Origin of the sequence: Methyloceanibacter sp. (genome assembly GCF_041573655.1) — a bacterium.
Taxonomy (GTDB): domain Bacteria; phylum Pseudomonadota; class Alphaproteobacteria; order Rhizobiales; family Methyloligellaceae; genus Methyloceanibacter.
The window spans coordinates 1-22,831 of record NZ_JBFFQD010000019.1 but is presented as its reverse complement, the minus strand read 5'-3'; the positions used below and the strand labels follow the sequence as shown (position 1 = coordinate 22,831).

At 62.8% G+C, this 22,831-nt stretch carries 37 protein-coding genes; 34 read left to right on the top strand and 3 right to left on the bottom strand.

The genetic code is table 11. The features are described 5' to 3' along the window. Positions 1 to 9: 9 nt before the first annotated feature. The 26 genes from rplC to rplQ all read left to right on the top strand — a co-directional run bounded on the left by rplC (position 10) and on the right by rplQ (position 13,901). Complete coding sequence (rplC, locus tag ABY454_RS06550; protein ID WP_372929381.1) at positions 10 to 795, top strand: 50S ribosomal protein L3; 786 nt, start codon at positions 10 to 12, stop codon at positions 793 to 795. After that, positions 795 to 1,415, top strand: a complete 621-nt coding sequence (rplD, locus tag ABY454_RS06545; RefSeq protein WP_372929380.1) for a 50S ribosomal protein L4 — start codon at positions 795 to 797, stop codon at positions 1,413 to 1,415. Before rplC ends, rplD begins: the two co-directional genes overlap by 1 nt. Next, positions 1,412 to 1,705, top strand: coding sequence for a 50S ribosomal protein L23 (locus ABY454_RS06540; RefSeq protein WP_372929379.1), 294 nt, complete (start codon positions 1,412 to 1,414; stop codon positions 1,703 to 1,705). Before rplD ends, ABY454_RS06540 begins: the two co-directional genes overlap by 4 nt. A gap of 4 nt (positions 1,706 to 1,709) precedes the next feature. Next, complete coding sequence (gene rplB / locus ABY454_RS06535; RefSeq protein WP_372929378.1) at positions 1,710 to 2,552, top strand: 50S ribosomal protein L2; 843 nt, start codon at positions 1,710 to 1,712, stop codon at positions 2,550 to 2,552. A gap of 3 nt (positions 2,553 to 2,555) precedes the next feature. Further along, positions 2,556 to 2,834 carry a 30S ribosomal protein S19 gene (rpsS, locus tag ABY454_RS06530; protein WP_372929377.1) on the top strand — a complete coding sequence of 93 codons (279 nt, stop codon included), beginning with the start codon at positions 2,556 to 2,558 and terminating at the stop codon, positions 2,832 to 2,834. Between the two features lie 2 nt (positions 2,835 to 2,836). After that, entirely contained in the window at positions 2,837 to 3,217 is a 381-nt protein-coding gene (rplV, locus tag ABY454_RS06525) for a 50S ribosomal protein L22 (RefSeq protein WP_372929376.1), read from the top strand. Further along, a complete protein-coding gene (gene rpsC, locus ABY454_RS06520) occupies positions 3,217 to 3,936 on the top strand; it encodes a 30S ribosomal protein S3 (protein ID WP_372929375.1) in 720 nt (239 codons plus the stop codon). Before rplV ends, rpsC begins: the two co-directional genes overlap by 1 nt. A 17-nt stretch (positions 3,937 to 3,953) precedes the next feature. Further along, the gene (gene rplP, locus ABY454_RS06515) at positions 3,954 to 4,367 is read left to right on the top strand and encodes a 50S ribosomal protein L16 (protein ID WP_372929374.1); all 414 of its coding nucleotides are present in this window, start codon (positions 3,954 to 3,956) and stop codon (positions 4,365 to 4,367) included. 3 nt (positions 4,368 to 4,370) lie between these two features. Continuing rightward, positions 4,371 to 4,577: a 50S ribosomal protein L29 gene (gene rpmC / locus ABY454_RS06510; RefSeq protein ID WP_372929373.1), complete on the top strand. Its 207-nt coding sequence runs from the start codon at positions 4,371 to 4,373 to the stop codon at positions 4,575 to 4,577. A gap of 5 nt (positions 4,578 to 4,582) precedes the next feature. Continuing rightward, positions 4,583 to 4,828, top strand: a complete 246-nt coding sequence (gene rpsQ / locus ABY454_RS06505) for a 30S ribosomal protein S17 (protein ID WP_372929372.1) — start codon at positions 4,583 to 4,585, stop codon at positions 4,826 to 4,828. Between the two features lie 47 nt (positions 4,829 to 4,875). Next, positions 4,876 to 5,244 (top strand): 50S ribosomal protein L14, encoded by a 369-nt coding sequence (gene rplN / locus ABY454_RS06500; protein WP_372929371.1) that lies wholly within the window; start codon positions 4,876 to 4,878, stop codon positions 5,242 to 5,244. A 2-nt stretch (positions 5,245 to 5,246) separates the two neighbouring features. Beyond that, positions 5,247 to 5,567, top strand: coding sequence for a 50S ribosomal protein L24 (gene rplX / locus ABY454_RS06495; RefSeq protein ID WP_372929370.1), 321 nt, complete (start codon positions 5,247 to 5,249; stop codon positions 5,565 to 5,567). Next, a complete protein-coding gene (rplE, locus tag ABY454_RS06490) occupies positions 5,560 to 6,117 on the top strand; it encodes a 50S ribosomal protein L5 (RefSeq protein ID WP_372929369.1) in 558 nt (185 codons plus the stop codon). Before rplX ends, rplE begins: the two co-directional genes overlap by 8 nt. Before the next feature lie 28 nt (positions 6,118 to 6,145). Further along, on the top strand, positions 6,146 to 6,451 hold the full coding sequence (gene rpsN, locus ABY454_RS06485) for a 30S ribosomal protein S14 (protein WP_372929368.1): 306 nt from the start codon (positions 6,146 to 6,148) through the stop codon (positions 6,449 to 6,451). Between the two features lie 9 nt (positions 6,452 to 6,460). Beyond that, complete coding sequence (gene rpsH, locus ABY454_RS06480; protein ID WP_372929367.1) at positions 6,461 to 6,859, top strand: 30S ribosomal protein S8; 399 nt, start codon at positions 6,461 to 6,463, stop codon at positions 6,857 to 6,859. Between the two features lie 29 nt (positions 6,860 to 6,888). Beyond that, entirely contained in the window at positions 6,889 to 7,422 is a 534-nt protein-coding gene (rplF, locus tag ABY454_RS06475; RefSeq protein ID WP_372929366.1) for a 50S ribosomal protein L6, read from the top strand. A 12-nt stretch (positions 7,423 to 7,434) separates the two neighbouring features. Beyond that, positions 7,435 to 7,791: a 50S ribosomal protein L18 gene (rplR, locus tag ABY454_RS06470; RefSeq protein ID WP_372929365.1), complete on the top strand. Its 357-nt coding sequence runs from the start codon at positions 7,435 to 7,437 to the stop codon at positions 7,789 to 7,791. A 21-nt stretch (positions 7,792 to 7,812) separates the two neighbouring features. Next, positions 7,813 to 8,391 (top strand): 30S ribosomal protein S5, encoded by a 579-nt coding sequence (gene rpsE / locus ABY454_RS06465; RefSeq protein WP_372929364.1) that lies wholly within the window; start codon positions 7,813 to 7,815, stop codon positions 8,389 to 8,391. A 25-nt stretch (positions 8,392 to 8,416) separates the two neighbouring features. Then, positions 8,417 to 8,620: a 50S ribosomal protein L30 gene (gene rpmD / locus ABY454_RS06460; protein WP_372929363.1), complete on the top strand. Its 204-nt coding sequence runs from the start codon at positions 8,417 to 8,419 to the stop codon at positions 8,618 to 8,620. Positions 8,621 to 8,632: 12 nt separating this feature from the next. Beyond that, entirely contained in the window at positions 8,633 to 9,247 is a 615-nt protein-coding gene (gene rplO / locus ABY454_RS06455; RefSeq protein ID WP_372929362.1) for a 50S ribosomal protein L15, read from the top strand. A 56-nt stretch (positions 9,248 to 9,303) separates the two neighbouring features. Continuing rightward, positions 9,304 to 10,638: a preprotein translocase subunit SecY gene (gene secY / locus ABY454_RS06450; protein ID WP_372929361.1), complete on the top strand. Its 1,335-nt coding sequence runs from the start codon at positions 9,304 to 9,306 to the stop codon at positions 10,636 to 10,638. Beyond that, positions 10,635 to 11,285: an adenylate kinase gene (locus tag ABY454_RS06445; RefSeq protein WP_372929360.1), complete on the top strand. Its 651-nt coding sequence runs from the start codon at positions 10,635 to 10,637 to the stop codon at positions 11,283 to 11,285. Before secY ends, ABY454_RS06445 begins: the two co-directional genes overlap by 4 nt. 193 nt (positions 11,286 to 11,478) lie before the next feature. Beyond that, the gene (gene rpsM / locus ABY454_RS06440; RefSeq protein ID WP_372929359.1) at positions 11,479 to 11,847 is read left to right on the top strand and encodes a 30S ribosomal protein S13; all 369 of its coding nucleotides are present in this window, start codon (positions 11,479 to 11,481) and stop codon (positions 11,845 to 11,847) included. A 75-nt stretch (positions 11,848 to 11,922) separates the two neighbouring features. Next, complete coding sequence (rpsK, locus tag ABY454_RS06435) at positions 11,923 to 12,312, top strand: 30S ribosomal protein S11 (RefSeq protein WP_372929358.1); 390 nt, start codon at positions 11,923 to 11,925, stop codon at positions 12,310 to 12,312. Between the two features lie 38 nt (positions 12,313 to 12,350). Continuing rightward, positions 12,351 to 13,421 carry a DNA-directed RNA polymerase subunit alpha gene (locus tag ABY454_RS06430; protein ID WP_372929400.1) on the top strand — a complete coding sequence of 357 codons (1,071 nt, stop codon included), beginning with the start codon at positions 12,351 to 12,353 and terminating at the stop codon, positions 13,419 to 13,421. Between the two features lie 51 nt (positions 13,422 to 13,472). Continuing rightward, positions 13,473 to 13,901, top strand: coding sequence for a 50S ribosomal protein L17 (rplQ, locus tag ABY454_RS06425; RefSeq protein ID WP_372929357.1), 429 nt, complete (start codon positions 13,473 to 13,475; stop codon positions 13,899 to 13,901). A 78-nt stretch (positions 13,902 to 13,979) separates the two neighbouring features. Here rplQ and ABY454_RS06420 read toward each other — a convergent pair whose 3' ends face one another. Continuing rightward, positions 13,980 to 14,528, bottom strand: coding sequence for an SRPBCC family protein (locus ABY454_RS06420; RefSeq protein ID WP_372929356.1), 549 nt, complete (start codon positions 14,526 to 14,528; stop codon positions 13,980 to 13,982). Between the two features lie 204 nt (positions 14,529 to 14,732). On the opposite strand from ABY454_RS06420, the gene ABY454_RS06415 reads away from it, so the two are divergent. From ABY454_RS06415 to ABY454_RS06380, 8 genes are all read left to right on the top strand, one after another. Next, the gene (locus ABY454_RS06415; protein ID WP_372929355.1) at positions 14,733 to 16,166 is read left to right on the top strand and encodes a Do family serine endopeptidase; all 1,434 of its coding nucleotides are present in this window, start codon (positions 14,733 to 14,735) and stop codon (positions 16,164 to 16,166) included. A 2-nt stretch (positions 16,167 to 16,168) separates the two neighbouring features. Beyond that, the gene (locus ABY454_RS06410) at positions 16,169 to 17,494 is read left to right on the top strand and encodes a replication-associated recombination protein A (RefSeq protein WP_372929354.1); all 1,326 of its coding nucleotides are present in this window, start codon (positions 16,169 to 16,171) and stop codon (positions 17,492 to 17,494) included. A gap of 18 nt (positions 17,495 to 17,512) precedes the next feature. Then, entirely contained in the window at positions 17,513 to 17,887 is a 375-nt protein-coding gene (crcB, locus tag ABY454_RS06405) for a fluoride efflux transporter CrcB (protein WP_372929353.1), read from the top strand. 2 nt (positions 17,888 to 17,889) lie between these two features. Next, complete coding sequence (locus ABY454_RS06400) at positions 17,890 to 18,894, top strand: RluA family pseudouridine synthase (RefSeq protein WP_372929352.1); 1,005 nt, start codon at positions 17,890 to 17,892, stop codon at positions 18,892 to 18,894. 91 nt (positions 18,895 to 18,985) lie between these two features. Beyond that, positions 18,986 to 19,381, top strand: a complete 396-nt coding sequence (locus ABY454_RS06395; protein WP_372929351.1) for a low affinity iron permease family protein — start codon at positions 18,986 to 18,988, stop codon at positions 19,379 to 19,381. A gap of 2 nt (positions 19,382 to 19,383) precedes the next feature. Next, positions 19,384 to 20,136, top strand: a complete 753-nt coding sequence (locus ABY454_RS06390) for an ATP12 family chaperone protein (protein ID WP_372929350.1) — start codon at positions 19,384 to 19,386, stop codon at positions 20,134 to 20,136. Between the two features lie 121 nt (positions 20,137 to 20,257). Then, positions 20,258 to 21,790 carry an acyl-CoA carboxylase subunit beta gene (locus ABY454_RS06385; protein WP_372929349.1) on the top strand — a complete coding sequence of 511 codons (1,533 nt, stop codon included), beginning with the start codon at positions 20,258 to 20,260 and terminating at the stop codon, positions 21,788 to 21,790. A gap of 255 nt (positions 21,791 to 22,045) precedes the next feature. Further along, on the top strand, positions 22,046 to 22,255 hold the full coding sequence (locus ABY454_RS06380; protein WP_372929348.1) for a cold-shock protein: 210 nt from the start codon (positions 22,046 to 22,048) through the stop codon (positions 22,253 to 22,255). 95 nt (positions 22,256 to 22,350) lie between these two features. On the opposite strand, the gene ABY454_RS06375 is transcribed toward ABY454_RS06380, so the two are convergent. Both ABY454_RS06375 and ABY454_RS06370 read right to left on the bottom strand, forming a co-directional pair. Next, positions 22,351 to 22,608: a hypothetical protein gene (locus tag ABY454_RS06375; RefSeq protein ID WP_372929347.1), complete on the bottom strand. Its 258-nt coding sequence runs from the start codon at positions 22,606 to 22,608 to the stop codon at positions 22,351 to 22,353. Next, positions 22,605 to 22,831: hypothetical protein (locus ABY454_RS06370; RefSeq protein WP_372929346.1), on the bottom strand; the 227-nt coding region annotated here is incomplete at its 5' end. The genes ABY454_RS06370 and ABY454_RS06375, both read right to left, overlap by 4 nt.

Sequence of the window (22,831 nt, the reverse complement as noted above, 5' to 3'; positions counted from 1 at the left end):
ACAAGTTCGATGCGATCAGGTGTCATCGCGCAAAAGGTCGGCATGACCAGGATCTTCACCGACGCCGGGGAACACATCCCGGTGACGGTGCTGCGTCTGGAAAATTGTCAGGTCGTGGCCCAGCGCACTGCCGAGAAGAACGGCTATACGGCCGTGCAACTTGGGGCCGGCCGGCCCAAGGTCAAGCGTCTGACGCGCGCCGAGCGCGGCGGGTTCGCCGTGGCCAATGTCGAGCCGAAGCGGAAGGTAGCGGAGTTCCGCGTGAGCCCGGAGAACATGATCGACGTGGGCGCGGAGCTCACCGCCGACCACTTCGTCGAGGGCCAGTTCGTGGACGCATCCGGCACCTCGATCGGTAAGGGATTTGCCGGCGGCATGAAGCGGCACGGCTTTGGCGGCCTCAGGGCCAGTCACGGCGTGTCGATCAATCACCGTAGCCTTGGTTCGACCGGTCAGTGTCAGGATCCGGGCAAGGTGTTCAAAGGTAAGAAAATGGCCGGCCAGATGGGCTCCGTCGCCGTCACCACACAGAACCTGCGGGTGGTGAGAACGGACGTCGATCGCGGACTGATCATGATCCGCGGTGCGGTTCCAGGCGCCAAGGGCGGCTGGGTGCTGCTGCGCGATGCCGTGAAGCGTGCTTTGCCGGATGCGGCGCCAAAGCCCGGCGCGTTCCGGAAAGGCGCGGACGATCAGAAGCCGGCGAAGGAAGCAAAGTTGGAAACGAAGCCAGAGGCCGCGCCTGAGGCGCCGGTGCCTGAGGCCAAGCCCGAAGAGGGCGGGGATAAAGCGTGATGAAGGCGGACGTAACAACGCTCGACGCCAAGAAGGCGGGCACGATTGAGCTCTCGGACGACGTGTTCGGGCTGGAGCCGCGTGCCGACCTGCTGCATCGCATGGTGCGCTACCAGCTTGCCGCCCGACGCAGAGGCACGGTCGCGGTCAAGGACCGTTCGGAGATCGTCGGGACGACAGCCAAGATGTTTCGCCAGAAGGGCACGGGCCGGGCGCGCCACGGCAACGCCAAGCCGACGATCTTCCGTGGCGGCGGTAAGGCATTCGGTCCGAAGCCGCGTAGCCATGACATCGAGCTGCCGAAGAAAGTGCGCGCGCTGGCGCTTCGCCACGCGCTGTCGTCCAAGGCTAAGACGGACGCGCTGGTGGTGATCGATTCCTGCGAGATGAAAGATCCGAAGACCAAGGCGCTGAAGGCACGGTTCGACAAGCTCGGCGTGAGCTCGGCGCTCGTCGTCGACGGCGCGGAGGTGCAGGACGGCTTCGCGCGTGCCGCGCGCAACATTCCGCACATCGATGTGCTGCCGGTGCAGGGCATCAATGTCTACGACATCCTTCGGCACGATACGCTCGTGCTGACGAAAGCCGCGCTCGAAGCGCTGGAGGCACGGTTCAAATGAGTGCGCTTCAAGCATATGACGTGATCCTGTCACCGGTGATCAGCGAGAAGTCGAGCGAGGCGTCGGAGTCGAACCATGTGGTGTTCCGCGTGCGCCTCGATGCGACCAAGCCTCAGATCAAGAAGGCGGTCGAGAAGCTGTTCGGCGTGAAGGTGGTCGCGGTGAATACACTGACCCGTAAGGGCAAGACCAAGCGGTTCCGCGGCATCGAAGGCCGCCAGAAAGATGTGAAGAAGGCCGTCGTCAAGCTTGCCGAAGGCGAGTCGATTGACGTGACGACAGGGATTTAACGAGATGGCGCTGAAGAACTTCAAACCAACATCGCCGAGCCAGCGTCAGCTGGTGCTCGTCGACCGCAGCCATCTGTGGAAGGGCAAGCCGGTCAAGTCGCTGACCGAGGGCTTGAACAAGTCCGGTGGCCGCAACAACACGGGACGGGTCTCGATCTGGCATCGTGGTGGCGGGCACAAGCGCTCATACCGGCTGGTCGACTTCAAGCGGACCAAGCGCGGCATGCCGGCGACGGTCGAGCGGATCGAATACGACCCGAACCGCACGGCGTTCATTGCGCTGATCAAGTACGAAGACGGCGATCTCGTATACATTTTGGCGCCGCAGCGCCTGGCGCCGGGCGACACGGTGATTGCCGACGACAAGGCAGACGTGAAGCCGGGCAACGCCATGCCTTTGGCCAGCATGCCGATCGGCACCATCGTCCACAACGTGGAGATGAAGGTGGGCAAGGGTGGCCAGATCGCGCGAGCGGCTGGTAGCTACGTCCAGCTCGTGGGCCGCGACGCTGGCTATGCGATTTTGCGCCTCAACTCCGGCGAGACACGCATGGTGCCTGCCGGCTGCATGGCTACAGTGGGTGCCGTGTCCAACCCGGACAATTCCAACACATCGTTCGCCAAGGCCGGACGCATGCGGTGGAAGGGGCGCAAGCCTGTGGTCCGCGGCGTGGCCATGAACCCGATTGATCATCCGCATGGTGGTGGTGAAGGGCGTACCTCCGGTGGCCGGCATCCGGTCACCCCGTGGGGTAAGTCCACCAAGGGCAAGCGCACGCGTTCCCAAAAGGGAAGCGACAAGTTCATTCTGCGCAGCCGCCATCAGAAGAAGAAGAAGAAGGGATAAGAAGTGTCACGTTCGATTTGGAAAGGCCCGTTCGTCGACGGCTATCTCTTGAAGAAGGCCGAGAAGGCGCGTCAGAGCGGTTCCAACGCCGTGATCAAGATGTGGTCGCGCCGTTCGACCATCTTGCCGCAGTTCGTGGGACTCACCTTCGGTGTCCACAATGGGCATAAGCACGTTCCGGTGCTCGTAACCGAGGACATGGTCGGCCACAAGTTTGGCGAGTTCGCGCCGACGCGCACCTATCACGGTCATACCGCTGACCGTAAAGCGAAGAGAGCTTAATTATGGGCAAGCCCCAAAGAGAGCGCACGCTCAAAGACAATGAGGCGAAGGCCGTGACCCGGCTTATTCGTGTGAGCCCGCAGAAGCTCAACCTGGTTGCCCAGCTTATCCGGGGCAAGAAGGTCGACCGTGCGCTTGCCGACCTCACCTTCTCGCGCAAGCGCATCGCCAAGGATGTGAAGAAGACGCTGGAGTCGGCCATCGCCAACGCCGAGAACAATCATGACCTCGACGTTGATGCGCTGATCGTGTCGGAGGCCTATGTGGGCAAGAATATCGTTATGAAGCGGCTTCGGGCGCGTGCACGTGGCCGGTCCGCTCGGATTTTGAAACCGTTTTCGCAGATGACCGTGGTCGTGCGCCAGGTCGAGGAGTCCGCCTGATGGGACAGAAGGTCAATCCGATCGGGCTAAGGCTCGGCGTCAATCGTACTTGGGACTCCCGCTGGTTCGCCAGCGGAGGTGAGTACGCGCAGCTGCTCCACGAGGACTTGAAGATGCGTGAGCATATTCTCAACTCGCGCAAGCAGGCTGGCATTTCCAAGGTGGTCATCGAGCGCCCGCACAAGAAGTGCCGCGTGACGGTCTACACGGCGCGCCCTGGCATTTTGATTGGCAAGAAGGGCGCCGACATCGAGAAGCTTCGCCGCGAACTGGCGACGATGACGGATTCCGACGTGCATCTGAATATCGTCGAGGTGCGCAAGCCCGAGGTTGACGCCACGCTGGTGGCTGAGGGCATCGCGCAGCAGCTTGAGCGCCGCGTGGCATTCCGCCGGGCGATGAAGCGGGCGGTGCAGTCGGCCATCCGCATGGGTGCGCTTGGCATCCGTATCAATTGTGGGGGCCGGCTCGGTGGCGCGGAGATTGCGCGTACGGAGTGGTACCGCGAGGGCCGTGTGCCGCTGCACACGCTGCGCGCGAATATCGACTACGGCACGGCGCTGGGGCGCACGGCTTACGGAATCATCGGCATCAAGGTTTGGATCTTCAAGGGCGAGATCATGGAGCACGATCCCATGGCCCAGGAGAACCGGGCGATTGAGGCGCAAGAGGGCGGGCGTTCCACGGGCCGCCGTGAACCCGCTTCGGCGCGAGGCTAAGGGCAAGGCTTAGAGTTATGCTGCAACCGAAACGCACCAAGTACCGCAAGATGCAGAAAGGGCGCATCAAAGGCGCCGCCAAGGGCGCGACCGCGCTCAACTTCGGCACCTTCGGGTTGAAGGCGCAAGAGCCGGCCCGTGTCACCGCGCGGCAGATCGAGGCGGCGCGACGTGCCATGACGCGTCAGATGAAGCGCGCCGGCCGTGTGTGGATCCGCGTGTTCCCGGACGTGCCGGTGTCGAAGAAGCCGACCGAAGTGCGCATGGGTAAGGGTAAGGGTACGCCTGAGTTCTGGGCGGCCAAGGTCAAGCCCGGGCGCATCATGTTCGAGATTGACGGTGTGGGCGAGTCCGTCGCCCGTGAAGCGTTGCGGCTTGCTGCCGCGAAGTTGCCGATCAAGACGCGCGTTGTGGCGCGCACCGAGGGCTAAGCGATGAAAGCCAGTCAGGTGCACGACATGACGATCGATCAGCTCAACGACGAGCTGGTCAAGTTGAAGAAAGAGCAGTTCAACCTGCGTTTCCAGGCGGCCTCCGGCCAGCTGGAGAACACGGCGCGGGTTCGACAGGTCAGGCGCGACATTGCGCGCGTCCAGACTGTGGCGCGCGAAAGAGACGCAGCAGCGAAGGCTAAAGGGTAAGAACGATGCCGAAACGCGTTTTGACAGGGGTCGTGGTGAGCGACAAGAACGACAAGACGGTTACCGTCAAGATCGAGCGCCGCTTCACGCACCCTCTGTTTAAGAAGGTGGTGCGCCGGACGAAGAACTATCACGCTCACGATGAGAAGAATGAATTCAAGGTGGGCGAGAAGGTTTCGATCGAAGAGTGCGCGCCGATCTCGAGGCACAAACGCTGGGTGGTCCTGCCGCGTGAGCAGGCAACGGCGTAAGGAATGAATAGAGGCCCGCAAGTGGCCTCACGTTAAGGGCGAATGCCATGATTCAGATGCAGACCAATCTCGATGTTGCCGACAACTCTGGCGCCAAGCGCGTTCAGTGCATCAAGGTGCTCGGCGGCTCGAAGCGCAAATACGCGTCGATCGGCGACACCATCGTGGTCAGCGTCAAAGAGGCCATCCCGCGCGGCCGCGTGAAGAAGGGCCAGGTGATGAAGGCCGTGATCGTGCGTACCGCGTCCGGTGTGCGCCGTCCGGACGGCTCGCTCATCCGCTTTGATCGCAACGCCGCGGTCCTGGTCACGCCGCAAGGCGAGCCGGTGGGTACACGTATCTTCGGGCCGGTGACGCGTGAGTTGAGGGCGAAGAAGCATATGAAGATCGTGTCTCTCGCGCCGGAGGTTCTTTGATCATGCGAAATCTGAAGATCAAGAAGGGTGACCAAGTCGTGGTCATCACGGGCAAAGACAAGGGCAAGCACGGCGAAGTCCTGAAGGTGATGCCGTCGGAGAACCGCGCCATCGTCAAGGGTGTGTCGATGGTGCGCCGTCATCAGCGGCAAACCGCGAACCAAGAGGGGGGCATCATCACCAAGGAAGCCCCGATCGAGATTTCGAACATCGCGCTGGAGGACCCGAAGGACGGGAAGCCCACGCGCGCCGGCTACAAGTTTCTAAAGGACGGGCGCAAGGTTCGATTTGCCAGGCGCTCGGGCGAGGTCATCGATGGCTGAGCAGGTTTACGTTCCGCGGCTGAAGCTGCAGTACCAAGACGTTATCAAGGGCGATCTCTCCAAAGAGTTCAGCTACCCGAACGTCATGCAGGTTCCGCGCCTGGAGAAGGTGGTGCTGAACATGGGCGTTGGCGATGCCGTCAGCGATTCCAAGAAGGTGAAGGCCGCCGCGGCCGATCTCGGCCTGATTGCCGGTCAGCGTCCTGTCATCACCAAGGCGCGCAAGTCGATCGCCGGCTTCAAGCTGCGCGAAGGCATGCCGGTCGGGGCCAAGGTGACCTTGCGCAAGGACCGTATGTACGAGTTCCTAGATCGGCTCGTGAATATCGCGCTGCCGCGGGTCCGGGACTTCCGTGGGCTTAGTCCGAAGAGCTTCGACGGAAGAGGCAATTATTCGATGGGCCTGAAGGAGCATATCGTCTTTCCCGAGATCGATTACGACAAGGTGGAAGATGTGCTTGGCATGGACATCATCGTTTGCACGACCGCGCAGACCGACGACGAGGCGCGCGCGTTGCTGAAGGGTTTGAACTTTCCGTTCCGCAGCTAGGTGTTCCCGGCTGCGACAGGAGGACTGAATGGCTAAGACGAGCATGATTGAGCGAGACAAGAAGCGGCGCCGCCTCGCCAAAAAGTTTGCATACCGGCGGGCGCGGTTGAAGGAAATCGCTGCCGACCGCTCATTTCCGGCGGAGGAGCGCTTCGCGGCGCGGTTGAAGCTAGCTGAGCTGCCGCGTAATTCCTCCCCGACGCGCATTCGTAACCGTTGTGATCTGTCCGGGCGCCCGCGCGGCTACTACCGGAAGCTTCGCATGTCGCGCATTGCTTTGCGCGATCTGGGAAGCACCGGAATGATCCCGGGCATGGTCAAGTCGAGCTGGTAAGGACGATCGATGAACGTCAACGACCCACTAGGCGATATGCTGACCCGCATCCGCAATGCGCAGATGCGGCACAAAACCAAGGTGACGACACCGGCGTCCAAGCTGCGTGAGCGCGTCCTCGATGTGCTGACGGAGGAGGGCTATATCCGCGGCTATGCGCGGGTCGATTACGACGGTGGCAAGTCCGAGTTCGAGATCGAGCTGAAATATTTCGATGGCGAGCCGGTCATCAAGGATATCAAGCGGGTGTCTACGCCCGGGCGCCGTGTGTACTCGTCGGTGAAGGATCTGCCGACGGTCGCCAACGGTCTCGGTGTGGCCATCCTGTCGACGCCCAAGGGTGTCATGTCGGATTCCCGCGCGCGGAACGAGAATGTCGGTGGCGAGATTCTCTGTAACGTATTCTAGCGGAGCTTTTTGAAGCGAAGGTTTGATCAATGTCGCGCATCGGCAAAAGACCAGTGGCAATTCCCGGCGGTGTAACCGCCGCGGTTGACGGCCAAGAGATCAAGGTGAAGGGCCCCAAAGGCGAGCTTCGCCATGTGCTCGCTGACCAGATCATGGCCAAGACCGGCGATGACGGTATCGAGATCGCTATGCGCGCGGACTCAAACGAGGCGCGTGCAATGTGGGGCATGTCGCGGACGCTGGTTGCGAATTTAGTGACGGGTGTGACCGAAGGTTTCTCCAAGACCTTGGAGATCACCGGCGTCGGTTACCGCGCGGCGGTGAAAGGCCAAACCCTGCAGTTGCAGCTTGGGTTCAGCCATGACGTCAACTATGCGATCCCGCAAGGCATCGAGGTGAAGTGCCCGAAGCCGACCGAGATTCTAGTGAGCGGTATCGACAAGCAGCTGGTTGGTCAGGTCGCTGCGGAGATCAGACGATACAGGCCGCCGGAGCCCTATAAGGGCAAGGGCGTGCGGTATGCGGGCGAGTACATCCTCCGCAAAGAAGGCAAGAAGAAGTAGCGGGATTAGACGATGAGCGCGTTGAACAATACTTTTGCGCGGCGGACACGCCGGGTTCGCCATTCTCTGAAGCGGGCGGCCAATGGACGTGCGCGTCTGTCGGTGTTCCGTTCCTCCAAGCATATCTATGCACAGGTGATCGACGACAGCGCGGGCAAGACCGTCGCGGCGGCGTCGAGCCTCGACAAGGATTTCAAGCTTGAGAAGGGCGCTGATACGTCCGCGGCGGAAGCCGTCGGCAAGCTTGTGGCCGAGCGTGCGGTCAAGGCCGGCGTCAAGGACGTCGTCTTCGATCGTGGCGGTTATCTTTATCACGGGCGCGTCAAGGCGCTCGCAGACGCGGCGCGCGAAGCCGGTCTGAACTTCTAGGGTTTAGGAAAGGGTCTACACGTGGCACGAGGTCCCCAATCACGCGGTCCGCAAGGTAGAGACCGCGACGACCGCGACAGCGAGTTCGTCGACAAGCTCGTTCACATCAATCGCGTGGCCAAGGTGGTCAAGGGTGGACGGCGCTTCGGCTTCGCGGCGCTTGTCGTCGTTGGCGATCAGAAGGGCCGGGTCGGTTTCGGCCATGGCAAGGCGCGTGAGGTGCCTGAGGCCATTCGCAAGGCGACAGAGTCGGCCAAGCGCAATCTGGTCAAGGTGCCGCTGCGCGAGGGCCGCACACTGCATCACGACGTGCGCGGACAGCATGGCGCGGGCAAGGTGATCTTGCGCGCTGCGCCTCCCGGCACCGGCATCATCGCCGGCGGTCCGATGCGCGCGGTGTTCGAGACACTCGGTATCCAGGACGTGGTCGCCAAGTCGATCGGCAGTTCCAATCCGTACAACATGGTGCGCGCCACGTTCGATGCGCTGCGCCACGAAGATAGCCCGCGTGGCGTTGCTGCGCGGCGTGGCAAGAAGGTCAGCGAGATTGTGTCCCGCCGCCGCGATCAGGCCGGTGACGGCACCGAAGCGCAGGCTTAAGGCACACGAGCAAGGTTGAAGAGAGATGGCCGAGAAACAGAAAACAATCGTCGTGGAGCAGATCGGTAGCCCGATCCGCCGCCCCGGCAGTCAACGCGCGACCCTGATCGGGCTCGGCCTGAACAAGATGCACAAGCGGCGGACTCTGGTCGACACACCGCAGGTGCGCGGCATGGTGGCCAAGGTGAGCCATCTGGTGCGCATCGTAGAGGACGAGGCCGGAGCCTAAGGAACGAATATCATGCGACTGAATGAGATCAGCGACCGGCCGGGCGCGACCAAGCCTAAGAAGCGTCTGGGGCGTGGCCTCGGCTCAGGGCTCGGCAAGACGTCGGGACGGGGCCAGAAGGGTCAGAAGTCCCGCTCGGGTGTGGCCATCAAGGGCTTCGAGGGTGGTCAGATGCCGCTCCACCGGCGCCTGCCGAAGCGCGGCTTCAAGAACATCTTCGCCAAGGATCTGAACGAGGTGAATGTCGGTCGGGTGCAGGCGGCGATCGACGCCAAGAAGCTCGATGCCAAGGCCCCGATCACGGTTCAGGCCTTGCTGGACGCCGGCGTCATCCGCCGCGTGCGCGATGGCGTGCGGTTACTCGGCAATGGCGAGATCAAGACCAAGGCCACCATCGAGGTCACGGGGGCGTCCAGCGGCGCGGTCAAGGCCGTGGAAGCGGCTGGCGGAACTGTGACGCTCACGCCGATGCCGCGCCGGGCGCCGAAGCCCGACGGCGAGGGCAAGCCCAAAAAAGATAGCAAGACGGCGGCAAAGTCCGCCGCACCGAAGAAGACCGAGGGGGCCCCGGCGAAGAAGCCGGCGGCAAAGAAGAAGGCTCCCGCCAAGAAGGACACGTCCGAGTGAGGTAGTGCGGCTCTTCAAAGGGCCGCCTCATCGTCTCGGGGAAAGAAAGAGCGCCGATGGTTTCCGCCGCAGAACAGCTCGTCTCCAATCTGAACTTCGCGGCTTTCGCCAAAGCCGACGAGCTGAAGAAGCGCATCTGGTTCACGCTTGGCGCGCTGATCATCTATCGGCTCGGCACCTACATTCCGATCCCGGGCATCAACCCGGAAGCGCTTGCCGAAGTATTCCGGCAGCAGCAGTCCGGCATCCTGGGCATGTTCAACATGTTCTCCGGCGGTGCTGTAGGGCGCATGGCGATCTTCGCGCTCAACATCATGCCGTATATTTCGGCGTCGATTATCATCCAGCTGCTGACCACCGTCTCGCCGCATCTTGAGCAGCTCAAGAAGGAAGGCGAGCAGGGACGGCGCCAGATCAATCAGTACACGCGCTACGGCACGGTGCTGCTGGCCGCGCTGCAAGGCTACGGCATTGCCGTCGGCCTTGAGGGCACTGGCAATGTGGTGACCGATCCGGGTTGGTTCTTCCGCATCACCACGGTCATCACGCTGGTCGGCGGCACCGTCTTCCTGATGTGGCTCGGCGAGCAGATCACCGCGCGCGGCGTCGGCAACGGCATCTCGCTGATCATCTTCGCCGGCATTGTCGCCGAGTTGCCGTCGGCCTTGGTCGGTACGCTTGAACTCGGCAAGCAAGGCGCGCTGTCGACGGCCCTCATCATCGCCCTGTTCGTCATGGCCGTGGCTGTGATCGCGTTTATCGTCTTCATGGAGCGGGCGCAGCGGCGTCTCTTGGTGCAGTATCCGAAGCGTCAGGTCGGCAACAAGATGTTCCAGGGCGATGCCTCGCATCTGCCGCTGAAGCTGAACACGGCGGGCGTGATTCCACCGATCTTCGCCTCATCGCTGCTATTGCTGCCGATTACGGTGGCGAATTTCTCCGCAGGCCAAGGGCCGGAATGGCTCAACACGATCACGGCTCTGCTCGGCCGCGGGCAGCCGCTCTATCTGCTGATCTATATTTCGCTGATCATCTTCTTCGCCTTCTTCTATACGGCAGTGGTCTTCAACCCGAAGGACACGGCCGAAAATCTGAAGAAGTATGGCGGCTTCCTGCCGGGCATTCGCCCCGGCGAGCGCACGGCGGAGTATATCGACTACGTGCTCACGCGGATCACCGTGGTGGGCGCGCTGTATTTGGCCGCTGTCTGCGTGCTGCCTGAGCTGCTGATCTCCAACTGGGGTGTCCCCTTCTACTTTGGCGGCACGTCGCTGCTCATCGTGGTGAGCGTCACCATGGATACGGTGGCGCAGGTCCAAAGCCATCTGCTGGCGCACCAGTACGAAGGGCTCATCAAAAAGGCCAAGCTCCGGGGAGCGCGGCGCCGATGATCCTGGTCCTGATCGGCCCTCCGGGCGCCGGGAAGGGGACCCAGGCGAAGCGCTTGGAAGACCTTCGGGGCTTGGTGCAACTCTCCACGGGAGACATGTTGCGGGCCGCGGTGGCCGCTGGGACCGAACTGGGGCGTCAGGCAGGCGATCTCATGGAACATGGCCAGCTCGTGCCGGACGACCTTGTGATCGGCCTGATCGCCGAACGGCTCGATGCTAACAAGGACGCGAAAGGCTTCATTCTCGACGGCTTCCCGCGCACCATCGGACAGGCGGAGGCCTTGGACCGGCTCCTGGAGACGCGGGGCGCCCAAGTCGACCGGACGGTGGTCATCGACGTGGACGACGATGCGCTTGTTGTGCGGATCACGGGCCGGTTCACCTGTGCCACCTGCGGCGAGGGCTATCACGACCTCTTCAAGAAGCCCAAGGAAGAGGGGACTTGCGACAAATGCGGCGGTACGGAATTCAAGCGGCGGCCCGACGACACCGAGGAGGTCGTGCGGTCGCGGCTCAAGGCTTATCACGCCCAGACGGAGCCGCTCGTCGGCTATTACGGCGGGCAGGACAAGGTGAGAACAGTTAACGGCATGGCCGATATTGAGGCGGTACAGAAGGAGATCGATCTGGCGCTGGATGCGGCGTGAGCTTGACCGAGACGGCCGGGACCTTCGGCCAGTTGACCTTGTCAAGCGGAATCGCTACATAACGGCGTCACATTGTTTGATGGACTGACCGGTCCCGGGGGTAGAGCCTTTCCGCGGTCGGTCTCTTTGTGTTCCCGTAGGGTAAACTAGCTTAGATTTCAGCACGTTAGCACGTGCGCGAGGAGGCGACGACGTGGCCCGTATTGCAGGCGTAAACATCCCGACCAATAAGCGGGTCGAGATCGCGCTGACTTATATCCATGGCATTGGCGATACCTTCGCCAAGGACATTTGCACCAAGGTGTCGATACCCACCGAGCGGCGGGTGAACGAGCTGACGGACGCCGAGGTGATTCAGATCCGTGAGGTCATCGACCGCGATTACATGGTGGAAGGCGATCTCAGGCGCGAAGTCGCAATGAATATCAAGCGTTTGATGGACCTTGGTTGCTATCGCGGTTTACGTCACCGCCGTGGTCTTCCGGTCCATGGTCAGCGCACCCATACCAATGCGCGTACGCGTAAGGGCCCGGCCAGGCCAATCGCCGGCAAGAAGAAGTAAGTTAAGTCCGCGCGCGGCCAAGCTCTCTGTATGAGCCTTTTGCTGGCGCACAGTCATTGATAGCGGGAATAGAGCATGGCTAAGGAAAAGGGGCGGGTTCGTCGCCGCGAGAAGAAGAACATCACTTCGGGCGTCGCCCACGTGCATGCAAGCTTCAACAACACCATGATCACCATCACTGACGCCCAAGGAAACGCGATTTCCTGGTCGTCGGCAGGGACCATGGGCTTCAAGGGGTCGCGTAAGTCGACGCCTTACGCCGCTCAGGTGGCGGCCGAGGATGCCGGTAAGAAGGCATCCGAGCACGGCATGAAGAATCTTGAGATCGAAGTGCGCGGTCCGGGATCTGGCCGGGAGTCGGCTCTGCGGGCGCTGCAGGCTGCGGGCTTCAACATCATCTCGATCCGTGATGTGACGCCGATCCCGCACAATGGTTGCCGGCCGCGTAAGCGCCGCCGCGTCTAAACAAAGGTAAGGCCACGAACACGATGCTGGACGAGGACATTCGCAAGCAGGAGCCCACGGCTCCGCTCAATGATCAAGAAAGGGCTACCCCGGTGCTGCAAAAGAACTGGCAAGATCTCATCAAGCCCACCAAGCTCAATATTGTTCCCGGACGCGACCCGTCGCGTTACGCCACGATCGGCGCCGAACCGCTCGAGCGTGGCTTCGGGCTGACCCTGGGCAACGCGCTGCGCCGCGTGCTTCTGTCTTCGCTGCAGGGCGCCGCCATCACCTCGGTGCATATCGACGGCGTGCTGCATGAGTTTTCTTCGATTCCGGGCGTGCGCGAGGATGTGACGGACATCGTCCTGAACATCAAGGAAATCGCGCTCAGCCAGCATTCGGAGGGCGTCAAGCGCATGGTGCTTCAGAAAGAAGGACCAGGCATCGCCACGGCGGGCGACATTCAAACCGGCTCCGAGGTCGAAATTCTGAATCCGGAGCACGTGATCTGCACGCTGGACGAAGGCACGGCGATCCACATGGAGTTCACCTCCTCGTCGGGTAAGGGCTATGTGCCGGCGGAGCGCAATCGTCCCGACGATGCGCCGATCGGCTTTATCCCAGTCGACTCTTTGTTCAGCCCCGTGCGCAAGGTTTCCTATCGCGTGGAGAACACCCGCGAGGGCCAGATCCTCGACTACGACAAGCTCACCATGGAGATCGAGACCGACGGCTCAGTGCGGCCGGAGGACTCCCTCGCGCTTGCCGCGCGTGTCGTCCAGGATCAGCTGTCGGTGTTCGTCAACTTCGAAGAGCCGAAGAAGGAGCAGACCTTCGAGCGCCAGCCGGAGCTGGTGTTCAACGCCGCGCTCCTCAAGAAGGTCGACGAGTTGGAATTGTCCGTTCGCTCGGCCAACTGCCTGAAGAACGACAACATCGTTTATATCGGCGACCTCATCCAGAAGACCGAGGCCGAGATGCTGCGCACGCCGAATTTCGGCCGCAAGTCGCTCAACGAGATCAAGGAAGTGCTCGCTTCCATGGGGCTGCATTTGGGCATGGACGTGCCCGATTGGCCGCCGGAGAACATCGAAGAGCTGGCGAAGCGCTTCGAAGACCACTACTAAGCAATTCGGCCGCGGTCACGCGGCCCTACAAGCTCCGTAAGGGAGGAGTTCATGCGTCATCGCAAAGCAGGCCGGAAGCTCAACCGGACCGCCACGCACCGTAGCGCGCTTCTGTCGAGCCTGGCATGCGCGCTCATCAAGCACGAGCAGATCGCGACGACCCTGCCCAAGGCGAAGGAACTTCGCCGGGTTGCCGACCGTCTGATCACGCTTGCCAAGCGCGGCGATCTGCACGCGCGCCGTCTGGCCTTTGCCCGTATCCGGGACGACGCCATGGTGTCGAAGCTGTTCGAGACTTTGGGGCCGCGCTACGCGGACCGTCCGGGCGGTTACACGCGCGTGCTGAAGGCGGGCTTCCGTTATGGCGACTCCGCGCCGATGGCGGTCATCGAACTGGTGGACCGCGACGAGGACGCCAAGGGGCTCGACTCCGGACCGACCCAGGAGGTCGCCGAAGAGGGCGAGGCCGCGGCCGCGTAAGCGAGACGGCACATTCCAGAATCCAAAAGGCGCGCCACGTCAGCGGCGCGCCTTTTTCGTTGTCATGCTCGGAAGTTCTTAGAACTTGGAGCGGTCCCGGCCGGTGGTGACAGGCCTGCCGGCGGCCGCCTCGCGCTTGTCGTAGGCCTCGATGGCCTTCGTCTTGATGGCGCTCACGCCGGTGTTGAAGATGCCGACGATAATCTTCTTGGCCTCGTCATCCTCGACGCCGTCCGCATCGAACTCGGCCTCCCACTCGATCTCGACGCGATCGGGCTCGTCGTCCGCCTCGACCTCCAGCGTCGCGGAGTAGTTCTTCACCGGCAGCGGGCCTTCGATGATCTCGTAACTGTAGCTCGTGTCGTCGGTCTCGGTCAGCTTCTCCTTGATCTTGCCGCCGTCGCCCAGCGTGAGGATGCGGTAGGTGTCGCCGCCTTCCTCGATCTGCTCGCAATCGGCCACTGCCTCATGCCAATCCTTGATGGCGCAGAAATCGCCGACCACGGCCCAGACCTCGGCCGGCGTGCCGGGGGCCTCTCTGCGCTTCTTGACCTCGACGGCCTCGGCTGCGGCGCTCCAGGCGAAGGTGGCGGCCAGAGCCACCAGGGTCAGCTTGAAAACTCGCATGCGTCTCTCTCCACTTTTTCGCTGTTGTGAACGGCAAAAGCTGTCGCCCGCGCGGCAGTCTAGGGTTCAAACGCGGGCTGCGGCAACCTGGTTTCCCTGGATTCTCGCCGCAAGAAGGCCCGTTTTCTTTGGAAGATCAACGCGTCGTGCTGGTATATCCAGACAGTGTTTTGGCCGTCCTACAGATCCCTAACAGGACACGAGATGACGCTTTTGGAAAAACTTTCCGGGAAGATTGGCATTCTCTGCTTGGCAGGCGCGTCCCTCCTTTTGAGCGTGCCGGGCACGCTCGCCCAGGAGCGGGCGGTGCCGAAGAACCAGGCGGCGATGAAGCAGTCCTTCTCGCCGGTGGTGAAGCAGGCGGCGCCCGCCGTCGTGAACGTCTATGTACGCCACCGGGTGAAGCAGTCGGTTTCGCCTTTTTTCAGGGACCCATTCTTCCGCCGCTTCTTTGGCGACAAGTTCGGCGTGCCGCGCGAGCGCATCCAGAACTCGCTCGGCTCGGGCGTGCTGGTCCGCGGCGAGGGCGTGGTGGTCACCAACTATCATGTCATCCGCGGCGGCGAGAAGTCCGAGGTCACGGTGGCCCTGAGCGACGGGCGTGAGTTCCCGGCCGAAATCATCCTGAAGGACGAGAAGACCGATCTTGCCGTGCTGCGCCTGGACGGGGAGGGCGCCAAGTTTCCCTCCATCAAGTTCGCCAACTCCGACACGCTGGAAGTCGGCGACCTTGTTCTGGCCATCGGCGATCCGTTCGGCGTCGGCCAAACCGTGACAAGCGGTATCGTCTCGGGGCTGGCGCGCACCAAGGTCGGTTTTTCCGACTACCAGTTCTTCATCCAGACCGATGCCGCCATCAATCCCGGCAATTCGGGCGGCGCCTTGGTCGATATGGACGGGCGCCTCGTTGGCATCAACACGGCAATCTTCTCCAAGAGCGGCGGTTCGCACGGAATCGGATTCGCGATTCCTTCCAACATGGTGCGCCTGGTGGTTCAGTCCGCGCTCAAAGGCGGCAAGCTTCAGCGGCCGTGGTTTGGCGCATCCTTGCAGCCGCTCAACGCCGACCTCGCCGAGTCGATAGGGCTCGACCGGCCTTCAGGCGCGATGGTGACCAGCGTGCACAAGAATGGACCCGCACGGGGCGCCGGCTTGCAAGTAGGCGACGTGGTCGTGAGCATAGACGACAAGACCGTGAAGGACCCGGAAGCTCTGCAATATCGCTTCGTCACCAAGGGGGTCGGCGGGAAGGCCAAGCTTGGCGTCTACCGCAACCGCAAGCTAATGAACGCGACGATCTCTCTGATCGCGCCAATCGAAGACCCGCCGCGCGACATACGCGAGCTGGAGGGCCGGCATCCATTTGCCGGCAGTAAGGTCGCGAACCTGTCGCCCGCAGTGGCCCATGAGATCGGCATGGATGACGATGCTAAGCAGGGCGTCGTGGTGCTCGACGTGACCCGAGGTTCGAATGCGGGCCGGCTGGGCTTGCGCCGCGGCGATATCGTCGTCGGGATCAACAAAGAGAAGGTTTCGTCGGTCGAACAGCTGAGCCTCTTGCTTCAGTTGGACACCGGCGGCTGGCGGCTATCCGTCGAGCGTGGCGGGAAGGTGTTCAATCTCGCCATTCAGGGCTGACCATGGGAGAGGATGCGGCCACGTTGTTTGAGGCTGCGGGGCTTGGCGATGCTGCGCCGCGGCCGCTTGCCGACCGTTTGCGGCCCAAGTCGCTCGACGAGGTCATCGGCCAGGACCATCTGCTCGGAGACGGCATGTTGGGCCGCATGGTCCGGGTTGGCCGCCTCAGCTCCGTGATCTTCTGGGGCCCGCCGGGCACCGGCAAAACCACGGTGGCGCGGCTTCTGGCGGAGGTGACGGACCTCCACTTCGAGCAGCTCTCGGCGATCCAGTCCGGCGTTGCGGATTTGCGCAAAGTGTTCGACACGGCCCGGGCCCGGCGGCAAGAGGGACGCGGCACGCTGCTCTTTATCGATGAGATCCATCGCTTCAACCGCTCCCAGCAGGATGCCTTCCTGCCCCATATGGAGGACGGCACCATCGTGCTCGTGGGCGCGACGACGGAGAACCCGTCCTTCGAGCTCAACGCGGCCCTGCTGTCGCGGGCGAGCGTCCTCACCTTCAAGCGCCTCGATGACGATGCGCTCGAAGCGCTGCTGGCGCGAGCCGAGACCCACGAGGGGCGCAAACTGCCTACAACGGACGATGCGCGCACCGCGCTGATCTCTATGGCAGACGGCGATGGGCGCGGGCTCATCAACCTGGCGGAAGACGTGTTCCTCGCGGTTGGCAAGGACGCGAAGCTGGTGCTCGATCGCGAAGCTCTCGTGGAGTTGGTACAACGCCGGGCGCCGATCTACGACAAGGGCCAGGACGGCCACTACAACCTCATCAGCGCTTTGCATAAGTCGGTGCGGGGCTCCGACCCCGACGCTGCGCTCTACTGGCTGGCGCGCATGTTAGTGGCGGGCGAGGACCCGCTCTATATCGCGCGGCGCTTGGTGCGCATGGCGGTGGAGGATATCGGCATGGCCGACCCGGCCGGGCTCGTGCAGGCCAATGCCGCGAAGGACGCTTATGACTTCTTAGGCTCGCCAGAAGGTGAACTGGCGCTAGCGCAAGCGACCGTCTATCTCGCATGCGCGCCGAAATCCAACGCGGCCTATGTGGCTTACAAGGCGGCGATGGGTGTGGCCAAGGAGAGCGGCTCGCTGTTGCCGCCGAAGCATATTCTCAACGCCCCGACGAGGCTGATGAAGCAAGAAGGCTACGGCCGCGATTACGCCTACGATCACAACGAGACGGAAGCCTTCTCCGGCCAAGACTATTTCCCGGAGGAGATGGAGCGGCCGGACTTCTATGCGCCCACGGGGCGCGGCTTCGAGCGTGAGATTAGAGAGCGGCTCGAGCGCTGGGGGGAGATCCGGGCGAAGCGAGCGCAGCGGTGACGAGGGGGAGGGGCTGATATGCAAACTCTATTATGTGTAGCGGCTGGCGGCGCGCTTGGCGCCTCTGGGCGCTATCTCGTCGGCATCGCTTCGGGGCGCCTGTTCGGCCTCGATTTTCCCTGGGGCACGCTTATCGTCAACGTGCTGGGCTGCCTCGTCATGGGCCTGCTGATCGAGGCCATGGCTCTGCGCTGGACGGTGCATAACGATCTGCGCGCCTTCCTCGCCGTGGGGCTCTTGGGCGGGTTCACGACATTCTCGGCGTTCTCGGCCGATTTCGGGCTCCTTTTCGAGCGGGACGCATATCTCAGCGCGGGGCTCTATCTCTCTGCTTCCGTTGGACTTTCCATCGCCGCCTTCTTTGCCGGGCTGGCTATCGTGCGCGCCCTCTAAAGATGCCGCCGGTCCAAACCCGCCATGTCACGGAAGACGAGGACGGCATGCGGCTCGACCGCTGGTTCAAGGCCCATTACGCGAGCCTGCCCCATAGCCGGCTGGAGAAGCTGCTCCGCACGGGCCAGGTGCGGGTCGACGGGGGACGGGTCAAGGCAAGCACAAGGCTTAGCGCGGGTCAGAGCGTGCGCGTACCGCCGCTTCCCGACGCGCCCCCGCCGCCGGGTGAGAAACGCACGCTGTCGAAAGCGGACCGGGCGTTTCTGAAAGAGATCACGCTCTACGAGGACGACGATCTCCTCATTCTCAACAAGCCCTCGGGCATTGCCGTGCAGGGCGGCACCAAGACGACGCGGCACATCGACCGGCTGTTGGAGGGCTTAAGCGACAGGCCCGAGACGCGGCCCCGGCTGGTGCATCGCCTCGATCGGGACACGTCCGGCGTGCTGGTCGTCGCCAAACGGCGTAGCGTGGCGGCGAAGCTCGGCCGCGCCTTCCAGACCCGTTCGGTGCGGAAGATCTACTGGGCGCTGGTGCACGGCGTGCCGAAGCCGCCGCAAGGCAAGATCGACGCGGCCCTGGTCAAGGCAGCAACGCCCGATGGCGAGCGGGTGCGCAAAGCGCGCGCCGGCGAGCAGGCGCAAGCGCAGTCCGCCGTGACCCATTACGCCGTCATCGACCGTGCCGGTCAGCAGGTTGCGCTCATGTCGCTAAAGCCCGTCACCGGGCGCCAGCATCAGCTGCGCGCGCATATGGCGATGGCCGGACACCCCATGCTGGGCGACGAGAAATATCCGAGCGACATCGATCTCCCCGACGGCATCGAGCGCAAGCTTCATTTGCATGCGCGGCGCATTGCCTTTCCGCATCCGAGCGGGGAGGGTGTGGTCGACGTCACGGCGCCGCTACCGCCGCATATGGAACAGGCGTTCTCCGCTTTCGGCTTCACCGTTAAAGGCGGAGAGGTTGAGGAGGCGGCGTTCGACCGCGATGCGTGTACGCGGTGAGGAGCGGGCGAAGCGCGGCATCATAGAGTATCGTCATCTTCGCGCGGCACTCTACGCGCCAGCCCAAACGTCCTATGAAAGAGGATCGACCATGCCCCCGAAGACAAGCTGGTTTACTCGTTTTGCCCAACTCGCCGCGCACATCACTGGACGCCCAAGGTGCTTCTTCCTGGCCGTCTCCGTCATCGTGCTGTGGGCGCTCGCCGGACCGTTGTTCGATTACAGCGACACCTGGCAGCTGGTGATCAACACCAGCACGACCATCGTCACCTTCCTCATGGTGTTCGTCATTCAAAACACGCAGAACCGCGACACGGCGGCGATGCACATCAAAATCGACGAACTGATCCGCGTTACGGAGAAGGCGCGCAATGTCCTTCTCGACCTGGAGGAGCTTGACGAGAACAAGCTGGAGGCCATGCGCCGCGACTATGAACGCTTGGCCGAAGAGGGCCGCGCGCGCGCCGAAGCAGTCGAGTTGACCTGACGATGGCCGAGAAGGACACGAACGCGCCGCAGAACGGCGCCTCACAGAAATCGAGTCTTCCCAAGCGGTTCTACAAGGACGTGACCGTGGCGGATGAGGATGGCCACGCCGCCATCCTGCTCGACGGGAAGCCGGTGCGCACCCCCGGCAAGGCGCAGCTTGCGTTGCCGAGCAGGGCGCTCGCCGAGGCCATCGCCGAGGAGTGGCGGGCGCAAGGGAAGCATATCGATTCGGCCACTATGCCGCTGACCAAGCTCGCCAACAGCGCCATCGACGGCGTGGTGGGGCAGGCCGACGCGGTGATCGACGACATCCTGGCGCATGCCCGTAGCGATCATCTGTGCTACCGGGCGAGCGGACCGGAGAAGCTGCTGGCCGCGCAAGGTCAGCATTGGGACCCGGTGATCGCCTGGGCGAAGGAGGTGCTCGGCGCGCCGTTCAACCTTACCGAAGGCGTGGTCCATGTGGCCCAGCCGGACGCTTCCATCGAGGCGCTCAAGGGCGAGGTCGAGAAGCTCGACGCCTTCGGGTTGGCGGCGGTTCACGTCATGACCACGCTCACAGGCTCGGCCCTGCTGGCCCTCGCGGTCGCCTTGAAGCGGCTGACCCCGGAGGAGGCCTGGGCGGCCGCCCATGTGGACGAAAACTTCCAGATCAGCCAATGGGGCGAGGACGAAGAGGCCAAGGCCCGCCGGGAGGCCCGCAAGCGCGACTTCGACGCCGCGGCGAGGGCCCTCGAACTTTCCGAATCCTGAGAATCGGTTAGGGCCGGGCGCTGACAGGCCGGTCGAAGCGCGCCCTTCGCTCCAGCCATTTGCCTCCTTTCCGCCCCATGCTATTCACCTGGGCAAACGCGACACCGCCAAGGGAGCCCCCATGAAAGAAGTCCTTGAAGAGCTTGAAGATCGCCGTGCCAAGGCCCGCATGGGCGGGGGCAAGAGGCGCATCGACGCGCAGCACAAGCGCGGCAAGCTCACCGCGCGCGAGCGGCTTCAGCTCCTCCTCGACGACGGTTCCTTCGAGGAGTTCGACATGTATGTCGAGCATCGCTGCGCCGATTTCGGCATGGCCGAGACCAAGGTGCCGGGCGACGGCGTGGTGACAGGCTGGGGCACGATCAACGGCCGGGTGGTCTATGTAATCGCCAAGGACTTCACCGTGTTCGGCGGGTCCCTGTCGGAAGCCCACGCCAACAAGATGATCAAGATCCAGGACATGGCGCTGCGCAACCGCGCGCCCGTCATCGGCCTGTTCGACGCGGGCGGTGCGCGCATCCAGGAAGGCGTGGCGGCGCTCGGCGGCTATGGCGAGGTGTTCCTGCGCAACGTCCAGGCGTCGGGCGTCATTCCGCAGATCAGCGTCATCATGGGCCCGTGCGCTGGCGGCGACGTCTATTCGCCGGCCATGACCGACTTCATCTTCATGGTGAAGGACACCTCCTACATGTTCGTCACCGGTCCCGACGTGGTGAAGACGGTCACCAAAGAGGAAGTGACGGCCGAGGAGCTGGGCGGGGCGGTGGTGCACACCACCAAGTCGTCCATCGCCGACGGCGCTTACGAGAACGACGTCGAGGCGCTACTGCAGATGCGCCGCCTCATGGACTATCTGCCGTCGTCCAATCTTTCCGGTGTTCCTGAGTTGCCGACGCGCGATCCGTGGAACCGGCCGGAGCCGTCTCTCGACACGCTGATCCCCGATAACCCGAACAAGCCCTACGACATCAAGGAGCTGATCCATAAGGTCGTGGACGAGGGCGACTTCTTTGAGATCCAGGAGACCTACGCGGGGAACATCGTCACCGGCTTCGCCCGCATGGAAGGGCGGACGGTCGGCATCGTCGCCAACCAGCCCATGGTGCTCGCCGGCGTGCTCGATAGCGACGCCTCGCGCAAGGCCGCGCGCTTCGTGCGCTTCTGCGATTGCTTCTCGATTCCCATTGTCACCTTCGTGGACGTGCCGGGCTTCCTGCCGGGCACCGACCAAGAGTATGGCGGGTTGATCAAGCACGGCGCGAAGCTGCTCTTCGCCTTCACCGAGGCGACCGTGCCGAAGGTCACCGTCATCACCCGCAAGGCCTATGGCGGCGCTTACGACGTCATGAGCTCAAAGCATATTCGGGGCGACGTGAACTATGCCTGGCCCTCGGCCGAGATCGCCGTCATGGGCGCCAAGGGTGCCGTCGAGATTTTGTATCGCGCCGACCTTGGCGATCCGGAGAAGGTCCAAAAGCGCATCGACGACTATCAGGAGCGCTTCGCCAATCCGTTCGTGGCGGCGGAGCGGGGCTATATCGACGAGGTGATCGCGCCGCGCGGCACACGCGCACGCATCTGCCGTGCGCTGCAAATGCTACGCAACAAGCACGTCGAAAATCCCTGGAAGAAGCATGATAACATTCCGTTGTAAGGGCTTGGTGGAGGACGAAAAATCGCTGAGCGAGCTTGAGGAGTTAATTTAGCGCAAGATAGGGCTTGTATCTGCCATTTTTGCCCCATATCTATGCAGCATCGACATTTGGCCGGACAATATCGCCGTTTTGCCTTCGCCTTCGCTGATTGCCAGGCGCGCGTTCAGACCCTCCAAACATCGACGAATAGGCTTCGGACTGCGCTATAGATGCGGTCTCAAGTGCAACTGACTACAGCGAAAGGACGACCCCTTATGATCAAGGGCACTGTAAAATTCTACAACGAGCAAAAGGGCTTCGGCTTCATCGAGCCGGAAGATGGCGGCAAGGACGTGTTTGTTCATGCCACCGCGCTTGAGCGCGCCGGCATGGGCAGCCTCGCCGAGGGCCAGAAGGTCTCTTTTGACACCGAGGTAGACAGCCGCAGCGGCAAGACCGCAGTGGCAAGAATTGAGGCCGCGTAGTCCTAACGGACCGCACGATCTTCAATGAATATGAGCCGTCCCCCTCGGGGGGCGGCTTGTTGATTCTTGGACAGATGTGGTCTTGAGGACCGCTGTTACGGTCCGATGCGCGCGCAGAGCGGACCGTTGAGCGTTCTCTGGGCCGAGGCCGTGTAGTTGACGGCCAGCCCGTAATTCTTGAGCGCGCCGTCCATGGCGCTGCGCTTGGCATCGGCGGCGGCCTTGCTGCCTTTCTTCGGCTTGTCGCCCTTCCCCTTCTTCTTGCTGACGCCCAGCGTGTCGGAGATGGTCCAGGCCATCTTGCCGAGGCCAAGCCAGGTATCGCGCACCGAGCCGCCTTCACTCCGGATCATTCCAGCCTTCGCCAGCGCCACGGCACAGGTCGCTGCCGCGCCGACCGGAAACGGCCGGCGGCAGAAGGGAAGGGCAGGGTCACGACTTCCTCGGCAGACTTGCCGTCCTCCGAAAGTCTGATTACGTCGATGCGCTGTCCGACCGGTGTTCCACCGAATCCGATGCCCATGATGCCGACGACCAAACGTCCGTCCCAAGAGCCCCACTGATCGCCGGTCAGAA

Excerpts from the sequence above, each read along its gene's own strand:
- rpsH (WP_372929367.1), top strand. The coding sequence starts at position 6,461 with ATGAACGTCAACGACCCACTAGGCGATATGCTGACCCGCATCCGCAAT.
- rplD (WP_372929380.1), top strand. The coding sequence starts at position 795 with ATGAAGGCGGACGTAACAACGCTCGACGCCAAGAAGGCGGGCACGATT.
- rpsQ (WP_372929372.1), top strand. The coding sequence starts at position 4,583 with ATGCCGAAACGCGTTTTGACAGGGGTCGTGGTGAGCGACAAGAACGAC.
- ABY454_RS06385 (WP_372929349.1), top strand. The coding sequence starts at position 20,258 with ATGAAAGAAGTCCTTGAAGAGCTTGAAGATCGCCGTGCCAAGGCCCGC.
- rplF (WP_372929366.1), top strand. The coding sequence starts at position 6,889 with ATGTCGCGCATCGGCAAAAGACCAGTGGCAATTCCCGGCGGTGTAACC.
- ABY454_RS06415 (WP_372929355.1), top strand. The coding sequence starts at position 14,733 with ATGACGCTTTTGGAAAAACTTTCCGGGAAGATTGGCATTCTCTGCTTG.
- rpsN (WP_372929368.1), top strand. The coding sequence starts at position 6,146 with ATGGCTAAGACGAGCATGATTGAGCGAGACAAGAAGCGGCGCCGCCTC.
- ABY454_RS06390 (WP_372929350.1), top strand. The coding sequence starts at position 19,384 with ATGGCCGAGAAGGACACGAACGCGCCGCAGAACGGCGCCTCACAGAAA.
- ABY454_RS06540 (WP_372929379.1), top strand. The coding sequence starts at position 1,412 with ATGAGTGCGCTTCAAGCATATGACGTGATCCTGTCACCGGTGATCAGC.
- rpmC (WP_372929373.1), top strand. The coding sequence starts at position 4,371 with ATGAAAGCCAGTCAGGTGCACGACATGACGATCGATCAGCTCAACGAC.
- rplB (WP_372929378.1), top strand. The coding sequence starts at position 1,710 with ATGGCGCTGAAGAACTTCAAACCAACATCGCCGAGCCAGCGTCAGCTG.
- rplR (WP_372929365.1), top strand. The coding sequence starts at position 7,435 with ATGAGCGCGTTGAACAATACTTTTGCGCGGCGGACACGCCGGGTTCGC.
- secY (WP_372929361.1), top strand. The coding sequence starts at position 9,304 with ATGGTTTCCGCCGCAGAACAGCTCGTCTCCAATCTGAACTTCGCGGCT.
- rplN (WP_372929371.1), top strand. The coding sequence starts at position 4,876 with ATGATTCAGATGCAGACCAATCTCGATGTTGCCGACAACTCTGGCGCC.
- rpsK (WP_372929358.1), top strand. The coding sequence starts at position 11,923 with ATGGCTAAGGAAAAGGGGCGGGTTCGTCGCCGCGAGAAGAAGAACATC.
- ABY454_RS06420 (WP_372929356.1), bottom strand. The coding sequence starts at position 14,528 with ATGCGAGTTTTCAAGCTGACCCTGGTGGCTCTGGCCGCCACCTTCGCC.
- ABY454_RS06395 (WP_372929351.1), top strand. The coding sequence starts at position 18,986 with ATGCCCCCGAAGACAAGCTGGTTTACTCGTTTTGCCCAACTCGCCGCG.
- rplE (WP_372929369.1), top strand. The coding sequence starts at position 5,560 with ATGGCTGAGCAGGTTTACGTTCCGCGGCTGAAGCTGCAGTACCAAGAC.
- ABY454_RS06400 (WP_372929352.1), top strand. The coding sequence starts at position 17,890 with ATGCCGCCGGTCCAAACCCGCCATGTCACGGAAGACGAGGACGGCATG.
- crcB (WP_372929353.1), top strand. The coding sequence starts at position 17,513 with ATGCAAACTCTATTATGTGTAGCGGCTGGCGGCGCGCTTGGCGCCTCT.
- ABY454_RS06410 (WP_372929354.1), top strand. The coding sequence starts at position 16,169 with ATGGGAGAGGATGCGGCCACGTTGTTTGAGGCTGCGGGGCTTGGCGAT.
- ABY454_RS06445 (WP_372929360.1), top strand. The coding sequence starts at position 10,635 with ATGATCCTGGTCCTGATCGGCCCTCCGGGCGCCGGGAAGGGGACCCAG.
- rpsC (WP_372929375.1), top strand. The coding sequence starts at position 3,217 with ATGGGACAGAAGGTCAATCCGATCGGGCTAAGGCTCGGCGTCAATCGT.
- rpmD (WP_372929363.1), top strand. The coding sequence starts at position 8,417 with ATGGCCGAGAAACAGAAAACAATCGTCGTGGAGCAGATCGGTAGCCCG.
- rplP (WP_372929374.1), top strand. The coding sequence starts at position 3,954 with ATGCTGCAACCGAAACGCACCAAGTACCGCAAGATGCAGAAAGGGCGC.
- rplC (WP_372929381.1), top strand. The coding sequence starts at position 10 with ATGCGATCAGGTGTCATCGCGCAAAAGGTCGGCATGACCAGGATCTTC.
- ABY454_RS06375 (WP_372929347.1), bottom strand. The coding sequence starts at position 22,608 with ATGATCCGGAGTGAAGGCGGCTCGGTGCGCGATACCTGGCTTGGCCTC.
- rplQ (WP_372929357.1), top strand. The coding sequence starts at position 13,473 with ATGCGTCATCGCAAAGCAGGCCGGAAGCTCAACCGGACCGCCACGCAC.
- rplV (WP_372929376.1), top strand. The coding sequence starts at position 2,837 with ATGGGCAAGCCCCAAAGAGAGCGCACGCTCAAAGACAATGAGGCGAAG.
- rplO (WP_372929362.1), top strand. The coding sequence starts at position 8,633 with ATGCGACTGAATGAGATCAGCGACCGGCCGGGCGCGACCAAGCCTAAG.
- ABY454_RS06380 (WP_372929348.1), top strand. The coding sequence starts at position 22,046 with ATGATCAAGGGCACTGTAAAATTCTACAACGAGCAAAAGGGCTTCGGC.
- rplX (WP_372929370.1), top strand. The coding sequence starts at position 5,247 with ATGCGAAATCTGAAGATCAAGAAGGGTGACCAAGTCGTGGTCATCACG.